Source organism: Salegentibacter sp., from assembly GCF_041642575.1.
Lineage (GTDB): Bacteria > Bacteroidota > Bacteroidia > Flavobacteriales > Flavobacteriaceae > Salegentibacter.
The window spans coordinates 1-13933 of sequence record NZ_JBEPWD010000027.1; the positions used below are offsets into that span (position 1 = coordinate 1).

Annotated in this window: 17 protein-coding genes; 9 read left to right on the top strand and 8 right to left on the bottom strand. The window is 38.4% G+C overall.

Annotated features, from left to right (window positions below; translation table 11 throughout):
* The 6 genes from ACESK1_RS06330 to ACESK1_RS06355 all read left to right on the top strand — a co-directional run.
* Positions 1-645, top strand: a 645-nt coding sequence (locus ACESK1_RS06330; protein ID WP_372919062.1) for an SDR family oxidoreductase, incomplete at its 5' end; no start/stop codon positions are given.
* Positions 646-655: 10 nt separating this feature from the next.
* Complete coding sequence (locus tag ACESK1_RS06335) at positions 656-1084, top strand: 3-hydroxyacyl-ACP dehydratase FabZ family protein (protein ID WP_372919064.1); 429 nt, start codon at positions 656-658, stop codon at positions 1082-1084.
* A gap of 3 nt (positions 1085-1087) precedes the next feature.
* Positions 1088-2395 (top strand): beta-ketoacyl synthase, encoded by a 1308-nt coding sequence (locus ACESK1_RS06340; RefSeq protein WP_372919066.1) that lies wholly within the window; start codon positions 1088-1090, stop codon positions 2393-2395.
* A gap of 17 nt (positions 2396-2412) precedes the next feature.
* Positions 2413-2667, top strand: coding sequence for an acyl carrier protein (locus ACESK1_RS06345; RefSeq protein ID WP_372919068.1), 255 nt, complete (start codon positions 2413-2415; stop codon positions 2665-2667).
* Complete coding sequence (locus ACESK1_RS06350) at positions 2664-3242, top strand: 4'-phosphopantetheinyl transferase superfamily protein (RefSeq protein ID WP_372919070.1); 579 nt, start codon at positions 2664-2666, stop codon at positions 3240-3242. The genes ACESK1_RS06345 and ACESK1_RS06350 overlap by 4 nt, the downstream gene beginning before the upstream one ends.
* 74 nt (positions 3243-3316) lie before the next feature.
* On the top strand, positions 3317-4036 hold the full coding sequence (locus ACESK1_RS06355; RefSeq protein ID WP_372919072.1) for a hypothetical protein: 720 nt from the start codon (positions 3317-3319) through the stop codon (positions 4034-4036).
* Between the two features lie 87 nt (positions 4037-4123).
* On the opposite strand, the gene ACESK1_RS06360 is transcribed toward ACESK1_RS06355, so the two are convergent.
* Positions 4124-4684 carry a hypothetical protein gene (locus tag ACESK1_RS06360; RefSeq protein ID WP_372919074.1) on the bottom strand — a complete coding sequence of 187 codons (561 nt, stop codon included), beginning with the start codon at positions 4682-4684 and terminating at the stop codon, positions 4124-4126.
* 117 nt (positions 4685-4801) lie between these two features.
* On the opposite strand from ACESK1_RS06360, the gene ACESK1_RS06365 reads away from it, so the two are divergent.
* A complete protein-coding gene (locus tag ACESK1_RS06365) occupies positions 4802-6832 on the top strand; it encodes an aconitate hydratase (protein WP_372919076.1) in 2031 nt (676 codons plus the stop codon).
* 80 nt (positions 6833-6912) lie between these two features.
* Here ACESK1_RS06365 and hpf read toward each other — a convergent pair whose 3' ends face one another.
* Together hpf and ACESK1_RS06375 are read right to left on the bottom strand one after the other, a co-directional pair.
* A complete protein-coding gene (gene hpf / locus ACESK1_RS06370; RefSeq protein WP_372919078.1) occupies positions 6913-7212 on the bottom strand; it encodes a ribosome hibernation-promoting factor, HPF/YfiA family in 300 nt (99 codons plus the stop codon).
* A 244-nt stretch (positions 7213-7456) separates the two neighbouring features.
* The gene (locus ACESK1_RS06375) at positions 7457-7924 is read right to left on the bottom strand and encodes a cupin domain-containing protein (protein ID WP_372919080.1); all 468 of its coding nucleotides are present in this window, start codon (positions 7922-7924) and stop codon (positions 7457-7459) included.
* A 395-nt stretch (positions 7925-8319) separates the two neighbouring features.
* Between ACESK1_RS06375 and ACESK1_RS06380 the strand changes: the two genes are divergently transcribed.
* Positions 8320-8832 (top strand): hypothetical protein, encoded by a 513-nt coding sequence (locus tag ACESK1_RS06380; protein WP_372919082.1) that lies wholly within the window; start codon positions 8320-8322, stop codon positions 8830-8832.
* Between the two features lie 73 nt (positions 8833-8905).
* On the opposite strand, the gene ACESK1_RS06385 is transcribed toward ACESK1_RS06380, so the two are convergent.
* From ACESK1_RS06385 to ACESK1_RS06395, 3 genes are all read right to left on the bottom strand, one after another.
* Positions 8906-10228 carry a DEAD/DEAH box helicase gene (locus tag ACESK1_RS06385; RefSeq protein ID WP_372919084.1) on the bottom strand — a complete coding sequence of 441 codons (1323 nt, stop codon included), beginning with the start codon at positions 10226-10228 and terminating at the stop codon, positions 8906-8908.
* A gap of 116 nt (positions 10229-10344) precedes the next feature.
* Positions 10345-10785: a cold-shock protein gene (locus ACESK1_RS06390; protein ID WP_372919086.1), complete on the bottom strand. Its 441-nt coding sequence runs from the start codon at positions 10783-10785 to the stop codon at positions 10345-10347.
* Between the two features lie 258 nt (positions 10786-11043).
* On the bottom strand, positions 11044-11502 hold the full coding sequence (locus ACESK1_RS06395) for a universal stress protein (protein WP_372919088.1): 459 nt from the start codon (positions 11500-11502) through the stop codon (positions 11044-11046).
* Between the two features lie 143 nt (positions 11503-11645).
* Between ACESK1_RS06395 and ACESK1_RS06400 the strand changes: the two genes are divergently transcribed.
* Positions 11646-12122, top strand: coding sequence for a PA2169 family four-helix-bundle protein (locus ACESK1_RS06400; protein ID WP_372919090.1), 477 nt, complete (start codon positions 11646-11648; stop codon positions 12120-12122).
* 11 nt (positions 12123-12133) lie between these two features.
* On the opposite strand, the gene ACESK1_RS06405 is transcribed toward ACESK1_RS06400, so the two are convergent.
* Together ACESK1_RS06405 and ACESK1_RS06410 are read right to left on the bottom strand one after the other, a co-directional pair.
* Complete coding sequence (locus ACESK1_RS06405; RefSeq protein WP_372919092.1) at positions 12134-13162, bottom strand: c-type cytochrome; 1029 nt, start codon at positions 13160-13162, stop codon at positions 12134-12136.
* A 142-nt stretch (positions 13163-13304) separates the two neighbouring features.
* A complete protein-coding gene (locus ACESK1_RS06410; protein WP_372919094.1) occupies positions 13305-13922 on the bottom strand; it encodes a hypothetical protein in 618 nt (205 codons plus the stop codon).
* Between the last annotated feature and the right edge of the window lie 11 nt (positions 13923-13933).

Consider the following 13933-nt stretch of genomic DNA (forward strand, 5'->3'; position numbering starts at 1 on the left):
GAAGCTTTTGAAGATATCATCAAAAACAGTGATGTGCAATTGGAAAGCTTCAATATTGATGCAACCAATGCAGAAAAAAGAGAAGGAATCATTTCAGAGATCCTAAAGATCCTGGGACCTGAGGGAAAAATCAGAACTCTTGTCCACAGTATCGCAAAAGGAAACTTGAAACCCATGAATGGGAATGAGCCCACCCTGGAAAACCTGGATTTTCAAATTACTATTGATGCTATGGCCATTAGTCTTTATGACTGGACCAAAGATATTTTTAAGCACGGAATTTTCGCAAAAGATGCCAGGATCATTTCTTTTACCAGTGAGGGAAATAAGAAAGTCTGGCAGGGTTATGCAGCTGTTTCGGCTGCCAAGGTAGCCCTGGAAGCTATTACCAGAAGTATTGCTCTGGAATTTGCTCCCTATGGAATTAGAGCAAATTGTATTCAGGCCGGAGTAACCGTAACCAAATCATTTCAAATGATTCCGGGTAATGAGACCCTTAGAGTTCACGCTTTAAAACACAACCCTTTTAAAAGGCTTACCGTTCCCAACGATGTGGCCAATGTTGTTTACCTGCTATCCAAAGATGAAGCCGGTTGGATTACAGGAACCATCATTCCGGTAAATGGCGGCGAACATTTAAAATAAAACATTGTTTTTGAAATTCAGCGAAATACTTGACAAACTGCCATATTCCCAACCGTTCTTATTTGTTGATGAACTTATCAGAATTGATGAAAATAAGGTGGAAGGAACCTATACCTTTTCTGAAGATGAATTTTTCTACAAAGGACATTTTAAAAATCAACCCGTAACGCCGGGTGTGATCCTCACCGAATGTATGGCCCAGATAGGAGTTGTTTGCCTGGGAATTTTTCTTTTAAAAGATGAAATAGAGGAGCGGCAAAAGATAGCCCTGAGTTCAACTGAAGTTGATTTTTATCTGCCTGTTTTCCCGGGAGAAAAAGTGACCGTGATTTCAGAAAAAATATATTTCAGGTTTAAAAAGTTAAAATGTGAAGTGAAAATGTATAATGCTGAAGCAAAGCTCATATGCAAGGGTAAAATTGCCGGAATGTGCGCTTAATAAATGAACTTTAAAAGGTATGAAAAACCAATGGCTGAAAAACGTGTAGTAGTAACAGGCATGGGCGTGGTAGCTCCAAATGCAACAAACCTGACCGATTTTAATGATGCCATTAGAAACGGAAAGAGTGGAATTACCCACCACCAGGAATTGGCAGACCTTAATTTCGGCTGCCAGGTTGCCGGCCAGCCCGAAGTGACAGAAGAAATGCTTCAGCAATATTTTTCTCCATTGGAATTACGCGGTTTAAATTCAAGTGGAATTTTCTACGGAACCATCGCCGGCACCGATGCCTGGAAAGATGCAGGCCTGGAAATTAGTGAAAAAGAAAGCCCCGATTGGGACAGCGGGATTATTTTTGGAACCGGAATTCTTGGGGTAGATAAATTCAGGGAAGCTATTCACCTAATTGATGCAGGTAAAACCCGAAGGTTGGGCAGTACCAGTGTTCTTCAAACAATGGCCAGCGGGATTAGCGCTTTTCTGGGCGGCAAACTCGGCAGTGGAAACCAGGTTAGCACCAATTCTTCAGCATGCACCACGGGAACAGAAGCTATTTTAATGGGGTATGACAGGATTAAATCAGGTAAAGCAAAACGAATGCTGGTGGGAAGTTGTAGTGATCATGGTCCTTACGTTTGGGGAGGCTTTGATGCTATGCGCATCCTGCCACACAATTTTAATGACGATCCAACATCAGCTTCCCGACCAATGAGTGCAACAGCTGCTGGATTTGTTCCGGGAAGTGGAGCAGGGGCCTTGGTTCTTGAGGATTATGATGCGGCAAAAGAACGTGGTGCGAATATCTATGCCGAAGTTTTAGGAGGAGCCGTGAACAGCGGTGGCCAACGGGGAGGGGGAAGTATGACGGCAGCTAATAATGAGGGTGTTCAGCGCTGTATTAAGGAGGCAATAGCGTATTCAGAAATCTCTGCAGAGGATATTGATGCGATCAACGGCCACTTAACGGCAACCACCAGAGATGCTACTGAAATTTTAAACTGGAAAGCCGCCTTAGGAAGGGGAAAAGACAATTTTCCTTACATTAATTCCTTAAAAGGAATGACAGGACATTGCCTTAGTGCCGCCGGTAGCATAGAATGTGTTGCAAGTGTCCTTCAGCTTAAAAACAATTTTATATTTGGCAATATAAATTGTGAGGATCTCCATCCCGACATTGAAGCCGTAATTTCACAAGATATGATTCCCCGCATAACAAAAGAACAGCCCATTAATATCCTAGCTAAAGCAAGTTTTGGATTTGGGGATGTAAATACAGTATTGATTTTTAAAAAATTAGAAGATAAATAATCTCAAAATCTTCAACTATGGAAGAAAAAGACCTGGACGATCAATTAAGAAATATTGTAAGTCCTTATGCACAAAATAAGGAAAGCTTAAAGGAATTTAAAGATAGCACCCATTTTATCCAGGACCTGGAAGTGAATTCTGCTAATTTGGTAGATATTATTCTTGATGTAGAAGATGAATTTGATATTGAAATAGATAACGATTCCATGGAAGGAATGTTAACTGTGGAGGATGCCAAAAATATTATCAGGAAGAAAATGCATGAAAAATGATAGGAAATGATATTGTAGATCTGCATCTGGCTAAAATCCAGAGTAACTGGCGACGGCCGGGTTATCTTCAGAAAATATTTACTAAAGAGGAACAGGAAAAAATTCTAAATTCAGAAAATAAGAATAAAATGGTCTGGTTATTCTGGAGCATGAAGGAGGCTGCTTATAAAGCATGGCAGAGAAAAAACAATCGGCCTCCAAAATTCAATCCTCTCAGCTTAGAATGTTCTCTTCGATCAAACAGTTACGAAAAAACAACAGGAAAAGTAATTATAGAGGAAGAGACCTTTTATACCAAAAGCTTAATCAAATCCAATTTAATTCATAGTCTCGCCACTGGCCGGGCTAATGAAAAAGTTATTTGGAAGAGCCTATCTTCCCAGGAAGACCTTAAAAATTCTTTAGTAAGGGAATTTTCAGCAACTGCAGGTCCTTTTTTGAAGGTTCCGGAAATAAAGAAAAACAGAGATTATATTCCTCAATTTTATCTAAACGACCAGACACTTTCTTATAATTTTTCTCTCTCTCACCACGGAAATTTTTCCGGGTTTGCAATGTCGTTAAATAACTCCTAAACCCTTCTTAAAGGCTTGTTGAAAAAGGTCTGGATTTGTATCTTGATATTACAAATTTAAAACCCAATGTATTTATGAAGACAGTTGATAAAATGGAGGTGCTTAACAGCCAGTCTGCCGAATTTATTGAAAAAGCCGAACCAGGGAAATTTCACAAATTAATTCCCGACACTTTTATAATTAAAGGAGATAAAAACAATGGAGGTCATAATCAGGGATATGCAATAAGACATATAAATCGTCAGGATATTCTGCTCATCGATGTAGTAGAAAAATCTACTAAAGATGCCGTGAAAAAACTGGTAACTGATGGTTATCGAATAAAAGGCATTCTTATTACCTGCGACGAAATTATGAAGAACGCCTATGCCGATCTAAAAACAATTTCTGAAGACGCGGGAGGAGCTGCAATTTTTGCTCATCCAAGAAAAAATTTCAAGGATGATTTTAAAACTAAAGACATCACTGCAAAAGAAAATGTATTAAAGGATTTTGGACTCAAAGTTGTTGATCTACCTGGTAACGGTGGTGCTTCAGTAATTGTGTATTCTGAAATAAACGACGGAATGTTATTTACCGGAGATGATGCCGAGGGTTCTCCTTACGACTCAGAGTTAAATACTTTTAAGCGTCCAGAAATGAAAAAGAAAAATGATGACTTTGGGCTTGCAGAAAGCTGGAGTGCATTTAATGAACCTTTCAGTTATCTATTTCCGCGGAAAGGTAAACCTGGATTTAATCTCGAAGAAGGCCATCAAACCGATATTTTAAATGCATTAAGTCGAAATAAATAGATTTTTAGTTTCCCGGGGCTGCTATAAAAATAGAGTGATGCCAATCGCAATTTCTAACAGGATTCAGATTGTCATTGGTTTTATTTTTCAGGTAGCCCCATTTTTATTGTTTTCTTCCTCATTTAAATTCTGTTCCTGGTCATTATTCACCAAAGGATGATCTGTAACTCCAAGACCAACGATTAATATGATGTTCGCTATTGTCCCGTAAAGCATGGTTACTACCGCTATCAAACCTCCTCCCAGAATTGAAGCTACTCCCAGAGTTATATAATAAATATTAGTATACCAGCTTCCCGGTACTTCTTCGCTTTCGGTAATAGGAATATTCAGAAATAAAAAAGCGATAACCGCTGAAATTATGAGGATAGTATCATACTTTGCTATATTAAGAACATGGCGATAATGTTCTTTTGTCAAACTGGAATTGGCTGCCCGGCTAATACCTAATAAGGTTAGCATTAATGCCAGAATAGTGGAAGAACCTAAAATGACGGTGTTACAAAGCATATTGATACCCGAAATTGAAGATTCCAGTAACACCTTTGCTTCATATCCCGACAGCCTGCCTACCAAAAATGTTCCGGAAGCCATTACCACTGTTGCTACAGCTCCGCCAAACAGAGCTCTTTTAATTATTACGCTCATAAATAAATGGTTTAAAATTTAAAGTAAAGTTTTAAGAGTGAATCAAGCTATAAGAAATTGTTAAATGGGCCAATACTCTCCCGAAAAATTGATAATTTAAAATAAAAGCAACCAACTATGGCAAAATTAAATGTAACCCAGAAATTAATTAAAGAACATCTGCTAAAGGGTGAAATGAAACCCGGAACAGAAATCGGGATCAAAATAGACCAGGCCTTGCTTCAGGATGCTACAGGGACCTTGGTACAACTGGAATTAGAAGCGATGGGACTGGAAAAGGCACAAACTGAAGTGGCCGTTCAGTATGTAGACCATAACCTTCTTCAAACAGATTTTAAAAATGCTGATGATCATTTGTTTCTCCAATCTGCCGCTCAGAAATTTGGGTTGTGGTACAGTCGCCCCGGAAATGGGGTGAGCCACCCTGTTCATATGGAACGCTTCGGAAAACCCGGGAAAACCATGGTAGGCTCAGATAGTCACACGCCAGCAGCTGGTGCCTTGGGAATGCTTGCAATTGGTACAGGAGGTTTAGATGTAGCCGCTGCAATTGCGGGACAGCCATATTTTGTAAAAATGCCCCAGGTTTGGGGAGTTAAATTAACCGGAAATCTTCCTGATTGGGTAAGCGCCAAAGATGTAATCCTTGAAATGTTACGGCGCCATGACGTAAAAGGTGGAGTAGGGAAGATCGTTGAATATTACGGCGATGGGCTCCAAAATTTGAGCGCCATGGATCGACACGTAATTGCCAATATGGGAGCCGAATTGGGTGCTACCACAACAGTTTTTCCAAGTGATGAGGAAACCCGAAGATTTTTGAAATCGCAAAACAGGGAAGAAGACTGGAAAGAATTAATTGCAGATGAAGGCTGCGAATACGATCTACATGAAGAGATCATACTTGACGATCTCGTTCCATTAATAGCGAAACCTACCAGTCCCGGAAATGTTGTGCCGGTAAGAGAAGTAGAGGGAAAAGAAATTAGCCAGGTTGTTATAGGTTCTTCGGCCAATCCGGGTTTAAGAGATTTCTGGATGGCCGGTGCCATTGTGGAAGATAAAACCGTGAGTCCCGTTGTATCTTTCGATATAAACCCCACCTCCAGACAGGTCATTCAGAATATGATAGATAACCGAGCCTTTGCAAATCTTATAAAAGCCGGAGGACGGTTTCACCAGTCTGGATGTATGGGATGTATTGGGATGGGGCAGGCTCCGGCATCAAAAACCATAAGTTTAAGGACTATGCCAAGAAATTTCCCTGATAGATCGGGCACTAAAGATGACCAGGTTTATTTATGTAGTCCGGAAACAGCTGCGGCTTCAGCCTTAACCGGGAAAATAACTGATCCCCGCGATTTGGAAGATCTCTTTGGCATGAGTTATCCAAATTTTGAATACCCTGAAATGGAGATTATTAACACTGAAATGCTCGTTGCCCCACCGGAAGACAATACCGGTATAAAGCTTCAAAAAGGGCCGAATATTAAATCACTGCCATATATTGAGCCAATGCAGGATCATTATAGTGTTCCGGTAATGCTAAAAATGGGTGATAACATCTCTACAGATGAGATTCTTAAAGCCGGAGCAGATGTACTGCCATTCCGTAGTAATCTTCCAGAGATAAGTAAATTTTCTTATATCGTCATCGATGAAACATTTTATGATCGGGCAATGAAATCGAAAGACGAACATGGAGGCCATATCGTGGTTGCAAAAGATAATTATGCCCAGGGATCCAGTAGAGAACATGCTGCGATAGCTCCAAAATATCTTGGACAGGTTGCGGTAATTGCCAATTCCTATGCTCGAATAGCCTGGCAAAACCTAGTAAACTTTGGGATTTTACCCCTTGAATTTATTGACATTCGTGATTACGATAAAATAGAGCAGGGGGATATGATCACTTTTAAAAATCTTCGGGAGGATATTATAAACAGGGATAATATAAAGGTTATTGTGAGGAAAGAAAACGGGGAAAAACAAAGATTTGAAACCAGGCACAGTATGAGTGATCGCCAGATAAATATTTTACTAAAAGGTGGAATTATTAACGAATTCAAAGAAAGAATAGAAGAGAAAGAACTCGGAGAAGATGAGGCACTGGACCAAACCTATGAAGATAAACAAGACCAGCAGTAGCAGAAAATTATTAGTCTAAAATTAGGCAAAAAAAAGGGTCTGACTCATCAGACCCTTTTTTATTAAATTGAGCATATATTTTAATGAGTGCTCATTTTAGCTTTTCTTTTCTGAAGTTGCCGGTCGATGTCTTTGATAGATTCAACTAATGCTGCTTCCAATGAGGTTTCATTGGATTCTGCAAAAACTTTTGGCCCAGGTACACTGAGATTAATATTGCAGATATAGCCTTTGGGATCTTCAACTTCGTGCCTTTTGAAATGTACATCAGCACTAATTATGAAATCGTATTTATCTTCTAATTTATCAAGCTTTTTCTGGCTGAATTCTTCCAGACTGTCACTTTTATCCATCTTTACATACTGAAATCTTGCGTCCATATTTTTATTTTTTATTAGACCTCAAGAAAATTAAATTTTCCTAAGCAACCAAGTACAGCAAGGACATTTGGGAAAGATTTATGATTACCTCATTAAAGAAAAGGTGACTAGATTTCAATTAAATTTATTATTATATCTTATATGAAAACAGGAAGGGTCCTTTGATTTATTCTATTTTACATAATATAAATTATAGTTCGATGTAATAAATAGTAAGACAGACCTATTTGCGGTTTTTCCCTAATTATTCCTTTACAGCCATGGCATCTACAGGTTCCTCAAATGCAATAAAAAGAACACAGGGTGAATCTCCACATTTAGCTTTATGCGGTTTCTTCGCGGGCCCGTAGGCATAAGTTCCTTCTCTTAATATTCTGGATTCTTCTCCTTCATAGGTCACTTCCAGTTCGCCAGAAACCAACACCATACGTTCAGCTGAAGTATGCGTATGCATTGGAATTTGAGCATTAGCAGGAACTTTAAAGAATATATCAGCATTCTTCTTGGCAGGATCACCATGTAAAACAGCTATTTCGCAACCGGCAGGCATAAATTCAGGACAAGGTCCCCATTGCAAATTATTATCGGTTCTCGAAATTACCACCGAATCTTCAAAGGGCTGGTCCTGGGCAAACAGGCTTCCTGTTGTTGTGAGAACAATTAAGGACAGAAATAAAATTTTTGTTTTTAATAAAAAAATTAATGTTTTCATGATCAATATTTTATAATTCCTAAAACAGGTTATCTTCTCCTAAAACAGTTTATCTTTATTTCGGAGATTCATTATTTAAAAAGCAAAAGTTAGCATCAAATTACCTGCTATCATATAAGGAATTCCCAGTATTTTAAACCATTCATAATGTGGATATTACTGGCCCATGTGACTAACTTAACGGGTGTTTTGCCTTTTGACTTCGGCTTTTAACCAATAATTTCGAGTGCTTAAAGGATTTTGTCATTCATTATATTAAATATAAATTTGTGGCTTCCCTCCTTCCGGTTAATTCTGTATGAACATTTAAGTATCCTTATTTATTTAACAGCAAATTAAAAATATCTCTTTAGTATTTTCCTAATTTTGATATTACAATCTAAAAAACTAAAAACATGAGAAATTTTGTAATGATTTTAGCCCTAATGGCTATAGGTTTTACAAGTTGTAATGACAGTGCTAATAAAGATTTGGAAAAGCAGCAGCAAGAGCTAGCAGCTTCCAATGATAGTATAGTAAGTATGCATGAACAACTTTCTGCAAAAAATCAGGAAATGAAAAGCAATCATAATCAGGTTGCCCAAGAGTTACGAGGGATGGAAGAATTGGAAGATTCTACTCATTTAGAGAAGCTTGTGGAGCTTGAAGCTCAAATTAGAGACCATGAAGCGATGTTGGCTTCGCATGAAGAAATTATAAGAAGCCATAAAGAGCTTAATCAGGAGTATGAATCTCTAACCACGGAAGAAAAAAAGGCGCAACTTGATGAAATGCGACAAACCCACGACCGTATAATGAGTGAGCAGGAAGAAATGAAATCTGAGCACGAGAATATGGAAAAAGAACATCAATCTATAAGAGATAAAATGACTCAGAATGCTGATGAAGATTCAGAAAATGAGATGTAACTCTTTATAAATAAAATTTATAAAAGGCCGGCGAATTTCGTCGGCTTTTTTTATAATAAAGCAAGGAACTAGCCTATACATTACGAATTCTTACTTTTTTCTTCTTAAGTTTCGAATTATTAAGAGAAGCTATAAGCGCTTCAGCTTTTAGCGCAGGTACAGCGACAAAGGCACAATCCTGTTTTAGTTCTATAAGGCCCAGTTCTTCTTTATTAAGATTTCCCTGTTTCAGAAATAGCCCCGCTATATCCCCTTTTGAAATTTTATCTTTTCTTCCACCGGAAATGAATAATGTAGTTTGGTCTCCAAATTTATTTCCTGTATTTCCAACATTATCCAATTGATCCCAACCATGTGGATTCGGTTTAATAAAATCAGGTAAATTCTCATTTTCACCATGCAACACATAAGCGGTGCCTTCAGAATTCATGCGGGCAGTTCTTCCATTTCTATGGGTGAATTCCTGATCTTTAAAAGGAAGCTGATAATGGATAATAAAATCTAATTCGGGCACATCTATTCCGCGTGCAGCCAGATCGGTCGCGATAATTATTCTATGGCTTCCGTTACGGAATTTAATCAGGGCGCGTTCCCGCTCTTTTTGTTCCATTCCGCCAAAGAAACAGGCGTGCGAGATTTTGTTTTTATTTAGAAAATCACTGACTTCAGCAATGCTGTCTTTAAAATTACAGAAAACTATCCCGGTGGCATTCGGGTCTTGATTAATAAGTTTCTTGAGTCCCGGAAGTTTATTACGTCCCGGCACCGGCACCGTTTTAATTTGGAGTTGTGGCTTCCCTCCTTTCAGGTAATTTAAAATCGTAGGATCTTTAACTCCTGTGAATTTCGGAATTTCAATTTCCTGAGTGGCAGAGGTTAAAATACGTTTCTCCAGGTTGGTTAAGCTTCCTATAATCTCACTCATTTCAGCCATAAAACCTACCTCCAGGGATTTATCGAATTCATCAAGGATAAGCGTCCTAATCGCTTCTACAGAAAATGTATTCCGCCTTATATGGTCGGCAACCCGACCGGGAGTACCAATGAGAATAGCGGGCGGATGATTTAATTCAGTCTTATCTTTGGCGAACGCGCGTCCCCCATAAACGGCATTGGTTTTAAAGCCCGAACCTATTTCTCGGGTTACCTGCTCAATTTGTATGGCAAGCTCCCTGGATGGTACCAAAACAATGGCCTGGACCTGGTCAAGTTCAGAATCAAGAAGTCCCAATAGCGGCATTAAAAATCCAAGGGTTTTCCCTGTTCCTGTAGGAGATAGCAGTACGGTGTCTCTTGTTTCATTTATAACCTGATGCGCTTTTATTTGCATTGGGTTAAGTTCAGAAATACCGAGCTTGGTCAGGATCTTCTGATGATTTTTTTTATTTGTTTGCATAAAATATATAAAGTGGAATTACCGGAAAGTGTAGAATCCGGTTTCTGGGGGTAAGAGGCCTAAGCCTAAAATAAAAAGCTTCGGTAATCTTTAATACCGAAGCCTTTGAATAGAAATTATATCTTTTTGACTTTTACGGCATTCATTCCTTTCATGCCTCTTTCAAGTTCAAAAGAAACTTTGTCATTTTCATCGATATCTTCGAGGGTACCGCTTATATGGACAAAATATTTTTCCTGGGTTTGGGTATCCAAAATGAAACCAAAGCCTTTGGAGTGATCGAAAAAGGAAACTTTCCCCTCTCTTTGGGGATCTTCCTCTGGCATATCCTCTTTTTTAGGCACACCTATTTCGATACTTTCGGCCTCTACTTCTACTTTTTGATCAGGATCTGGCGGAGTATCGGTAAGATTTCCATACTGATCTACATAAGCGAATTCAGGACTATCAGAATTAGAAGCTTTGCGTTCTTCTTTCTTCTTCTTTTTCTCTTCCCGCTTTTTTAAACGTTTTTTCTCTTTTTCTATTTTATTAAATGTTTGTTGCGATTTTGCCATTCGTTGTAACTACCTATTGATTATTTATTGATTAAAATTAATTTTCATTTCAAAGCAATTTGAGGTAAAACCTAATTGCGATATTCTATTATAAGAATTTACTTCCTTAAAAACAATTATTGAAGCAAGTTTTTTAATTAAGCAAAATTAGTGCCTGGACTCAGCTTATCCTAATTAAATACCATATTAAAGTAATAAATTCAACTTTTTATGATTTCAAACCGGATAAAAAAGCTTTAAAACAGAAATAAGAGTAAATTACTTTTTCACCGGAACCATATAAACCGGAACTTTTGTTTTTTCCAATACCTGGGCAGCCACAGTTCCCACTAGTAGTTTTTCAAGAAAAGAATGGCTATGGGTTCCCATCACAATTAAATCTGCATGCCAATCTTTAGAATATTCAAGGATTGCTTTTGCAGTATCTCCTTCTGCCAGTTTTTTACCAACTTTATCATCATTTAAATGTTCGGCTGCCTGATTCAAATAGTCCTCCGCCACCTGGTGCATTTCTGCGGCTATATTCAAATCTATTGCAGTTTCATTATATCCGTCATAACCCATAAATGGTTGATATTGCATTCCGTAGTATGCCACATCGGCCAAGACGTGGATAAGACAAACTTCAGCATTCAATTTTTTTGCAAGGTTATAGCCGGCCTCTACAACTTTTTCAGAAACGGGATGGTAATCAATGGCAATAAGCACTTTTTTCATAGTAGTAGTTGGTTTGTTGTTAGGTGACTAAATTTAATAAGAAAATTTTAAATCGATTTCTGTTAAAAGGCATTTAAAAGCAATTGCTTTTCAATTCATAAGCTGTAATTTTAAAGAGATTAACCTTTTAAAATCAATTAATTATGAAAACCACAAGAGAATCTGCAAAAGAAAAAAGTCACGATGAGCGAATAAATAGTTTGCAGGAACTGTTAGAAAAAAATTATGATGCTGAAAAAGGCTATAAAAAAGTTTTGGAAGAAGCTGATAGCCCAAATCTGAAAGCTTTTCTTAAACAACAAGCAGTGATGAGAAATAGGTTTGCTACAGAGATTCATACCGCTATACGGGCACTTAATGCAGAGCCTAAAGAAAAGGGCAGCACTACGGGAGATTTACACCGAACCTGGATAGACCTTAAAACTTTATTCACTAAGAATGATGATGAAGCTGTTCTTGAGGAATGTTTAAGGGGAGAAAAAGCCAGCCTTAAAGAATATGAAGAAAAATTAAAGGAAACTACCTTTTCCCCCGAAACCGAAGCTGTCTTAAAAAAGCATTTACAGGAAATTCGCACAACGGTCTCTGAAATTAAACACCTCGAAGATCTGGCCGATTAAACTCTTATTGGCTATTTGCTTTTGGAAATACCATATTTCTCCTTGTAATAGGCGATAATTGGCGGGAATGGCCCATACTTATGCTGTTCAGGGGAGAAATCATCTGTCCATGGGCCATAGGGTGTTGAAACCGGCTTTAATTTCTTATCGGGGAAATCCTGTTCTACATTTGCTTTTTGAGGCCTCTCAAAACTATTAATGTAAGCGGCAATATGATATGCCTCTTCGTCGGTCAATTTTGGATTATCCCAGGTTGCCTCTTCGAAGGGCATATTGCTTTTTATGAATTCGGCTGCGGTAATTACTCTGTGCATTCCGGCTCCATGGTTAAAACTATCCTCACCCCAAACCGGCGGATATAAATAACCCTTTTCGGCTTCTGCAAGACGCTGTCCCTGCCCGTCATCTCCATGGCATACCGCACATTCTTTTGCATATAATTCTTTTCCTTTTTGAGGGTCAGCCGCGAAATCCGGCAATTCTATAGGAGGGTAACCTTTAAATTCTGACTTTCTTTCTTCGGGAATTCCTTCACTCACATACTCCATATAAGCAATTATAGCTTCCATTTCTTTAGAGTCTTCCGGAAGTTTCTCACCATTCATACTTCGCTCCATACAACCATTTATACGATCTTCTATCGTAGACTCCTTCCCATCTCTACCCGAAAACTGTGGGAATCTTTCCAGGATCCCCACCCAGGATCCAGAACCAGCCTGGGTACCATTTTTAAGGTGACAATTAACACAGGCAAGATTGTTTCCGGCATAACGCATATTTGGATCCTCTGCAGTGGGTCCCATATATTTCGGGGATTCTACTAACAATCTGTACCCATATTCTACTTCTCTATCCAATATCTTATACTCAAGATCTTCCTCAACATCTTTAGGTTTCCAATCTGCGGCCGCTATTTTTTCCTTTATAAAAAGTTCCGGAGACTCATTAAAAAGAATTAATCCCCCAAAAATAATTACGATTAATACCACTAAGCCCAGAAAAAGCTTAGATATAGTTTTAAATACATTTCGTTTCTCCATAATTTAATTGCAAGCCTGTTAATTTAGTGAAGCGCTCGAATATAAAGGTAATGTCGAAATAGCTTTGTAACAATTGTTACTTAAACAGCAGGACGCTATCTAAATTTAAGAAAAAAAAGAATGAGAAAGGGGTTTGGGATTCTTATTTTTTCACAACAATCAAGCTTGCTTTAGCCCCGGTAAGCAGGTTCCAAATTTTAGTGGTTACCAATTTTCCGCCTTCGTCCAGCACCTTTAATTCAGCAGTATTGGGACCTGAAGTTCCTTGATTAAGCGCCTCAAACTCGATATTATTAAATCCGCTTTCCAGTTTCACAAGGATTGGGTGATAGCCTGCACCAAGAGTGATGCTCTGAACTTCCACACCGTTTACAATGATCTTTACTTTATCTCCATCTACATATTCGTGATCGCGGGCATACAATTCCACGAATTTACCACCGGTAGTGAAATCACCCAGGTATTGATCTTCTTTGTAAGCATTCTTTATTTCACGGTCTTTTTTCCATTTCTTTTCAACCACATCTCCTGCGGTTAAAAGCTCATCATTGGTTTCCCTGAAATCTAACTTTTTGGGTTTATCGTCCCGCAAGTATTTGCTTTCTTTGGGTTTTTCGGCTTTCAGCAGTGGAAAATCAGATTTTTTTTCGGGTTCAGCTTTCAATAATCCCCCAGTATTCGTAGACCTGGGAATCTCGATCTGGGCGTAGGTTCCAAATCCAAGTAAAAGCAGTGCAAAAAACAGAAAAACCGATTTCATATTAATAAATT

What these genes read in the sequence shown, in the direction of transcription:
- ACESK1_RS06380 (WP_372919082.1), top strand. Translation starts at nt 8,320, where the DNA reads ATGAGAAATTTTGTAATGATTTTAGCCCTAATGGCTATAGGTTTTACA.
- ACESK1_RS06360 (WP_372919074.1), bottom strand. Translation starts at nt 4,684, where the DNA reads ATGAGCGTAATAATTAAAAGAGCTCTGTTTGGCGGAGCTGTAGCAACA.
- ACESK1_RS06390 (WP_372919086.1), bottom strand. Translation starts at nt 10,785, where the DNA reads ATGGCAAAATCGCAACAAACATTTAATAAAATAGAAAAAGAGAAAAAA.
- ACESK1_RS06345 (WP_372919068.1), top strand. Translation starts at nt 2,413, where the DNA reads ATGGAAGAAAAAGACCTGGACGATCAATTAAGAAATATTGTAAGTCCT.
- ACESK1_RS06385 (WP_372919084.1), bottom strand. Translation starts at nt 10,228, where the DNA reads ATGCAAACAAATAAAAAAAATCATCAGAAGATCCTGACCAAGCTCGGT.
- ACESK1_RS06400 (WP_372919090.1), top strand. Translation starts at nt 11,646, where the DNA reads ATGAAAACCACAAGAGAATCTGCAAAAGAAAAAAGTCACGATGAGCGA.
- ACESK1_RS06350 (WP_372919070.1), top strand. Translation starts at nt 2,664, where the DNA reads ATGATAGGAAATGATATTGTAGATCTGCATCTGGCTAAAATCCAGAGT.
- ACESK1_RS06340 (WP_372919066.1), top strand. Translation starts at nt 1,088, where the DNA reads ATGAACTTTAAAAGGTATGAAAAACCAATGGCTGAAAAACGTGTAGTA.
- ACESK1_RS06410 (WP_372919094.1), bottom strand. Translation starts at nt 13,922, where the DNA reads ATGAAATCGGTTTTTCTGTTTTTTGCACTGCTTTTACTTGGATTTGGA.
- ACESK1_RS06405 (WP_372919092.1), bottom strand. Translation starts at nt 13,162, where the DNA reads ATGGAGAAACGAAATGTATTTAAAACTATATCTAAGCTTTTTCTGGGC.
- ACESK1_RS06355 (WP_372919072.1), top strand. Translation starts at nt 3,317, where the DNA reads ATGAAGACAGTTGATAAAATGGAGGTGCTTAACAGCCAGTCTGCCGAA.
- ACESK1_RS06395 (WP_372919088.1), bottom strand. Translation starts at nt 11,502, where the DNA reads ATGAAAAAAGTGCTTATTGCCATTGATTACCATCCCGTTTCTGAAAAA.
- ACESK1_RS06365 (WP_372919076.1), top strand. Translation starts at nt 4,802, where the DNA reads ATGGCAAAATTAAATGTAACCCAGAAATTAATTAAAGAACATCTGCTA.
- hpf (WP_372919078.1), bottom strand. Translation starts at nt 7,212, where the DNA reads ATGGACGCAAGATTTCAGTATGTAAAGATGGATAAAAGTGACAGTCTG.
- ACESK1_RS06375 (WP_372919080.1), bottom strand. Translation starts at nt 7,924, where the DNA reads ATGAAAACATTAATTTTTTTATTAAAAACAAAAATTTTATTTCTGTCC.